Annotated in this window: 1 pseudogene; it reads left to right on the forward strand. The window is 35.5% G+C overall.

The window, feature by feature from the left end:
* Positions 1-934 precede the first annotated feature (934 nt).
* Positions 935-1,244 (forward strand): annotated as a pseudogene (locus tag AC1DUW_RS28950) (nitrilase); the annotation flags it as partial.
* Positions 1,245-1,370: the final 126 nt, after the last annotated feature.

A 1,370-nucleotide genomic window follows, 5' to 3' on the forward strand; every position in this document is an offset into this window, starting at 1 on the left:
CCTGTAATGGTTTTAAAATATCATCCGGCAGGCCGCGATGTGGAACCATATATTTTTCATTTGGGTAAACGAACTCGTTCATAAATGCAGTTGCTTTTTCAATCATGATTTGTTGTTCTTCAGAAGGGTTAAAATTAAACAAGAAAATCACTCCTTAAATTTTTTCATTGGTAATACATGCAAGAATAATGCCAGGTCAAGGGCCGTTTAGGTGCGGTCTAATTCTAAAATACATGATTACAATTCGAATCATGGTGCAAAGTTTTTTTGAAAATAATAATAGGATTGAGATGTATTAAAAAATGAGAAAACTTTGAAATTATATAACTATCTTTAATCAAGCTATGATGAATTTATGTTGCTATTGTGATCGGATATGGAATCATGGGAGGGAGGCATATAAAAAATAACAGGGTGACATAGAGAAGAATTGATTTTTAAAGAACTACGAGACATTAAACGGGAAGRTTTCATTTTAGAATCAATCACTTAAAAGCTAAAAGAGCAGCCAACTGATTACGATCATCCAGCTAGTAAGGGAAAGAAGTTCTGGAGACTGGTAACAAGAAGGTAACACTAAAGTATGGAATAATGTCAATAATCTATTATTAATTTAAGGAATACACCGTAGTAGCTTTTTGGCAAAAAACAAGGACGGCATCATTCAAGGTAGCGGGGGCGTTGCTCGATCTTGGGGAGTCGGATGTAGGTAAATTAGTGAATGCATGTATATTCTCTGGATCAAACCAGCTCTAGTTTAAATTAGATTTTGAAAGTGATTACATTCTTCATCAAYGATTCCAAATAGAATCGGTCCATTTTATCGAGGATGCCTAGGACAGTGCTTTAAAAAGTTCTTAGAAAGACACCCTGTTAAAAAAATAAATAGTAAGCGTATTTGTTAGTAGGTGTCGTCCAAGCTGTTTCTGTTATTATGAATCGAGAAGCAAGTACAGGAAAGGCTGTTTCATTAACCCCAGAATCAGGAAAAAAGGAGCTAACATTGTCGTTTTTCCTAATCCCAGATACCCGAGGGGATACAGCCTTGGAGTAACAGTAAGGAGTTGCTCTCATGAAGGAAAAAAAACTGGCTTTGTTATTGGGAAAATTCAGTTCCTGTTCCAAGTAAAACAACTGAAAGGTTGGGAGAAGCAGCATGGAAGGCTAGTGTCTATATCGTAATCGGCGTGATTGAAAGAGACAAACAATTCAGTATGAATACTATCTTGCTATGTTCTTCGTTATAAAAATATGAATTTTCTGAAAAAAATCGAAATGGTAAGACGGAATTTAAGATCAGATTAAATGTAAGTATTCGGTGCAGTAATCAAATCGCTACCTGGGTTAAACGCCGTTCGTGATGGTATTTC

The organism is Peribacillus sp. P4_C12, from assembly GCF_056402095.1.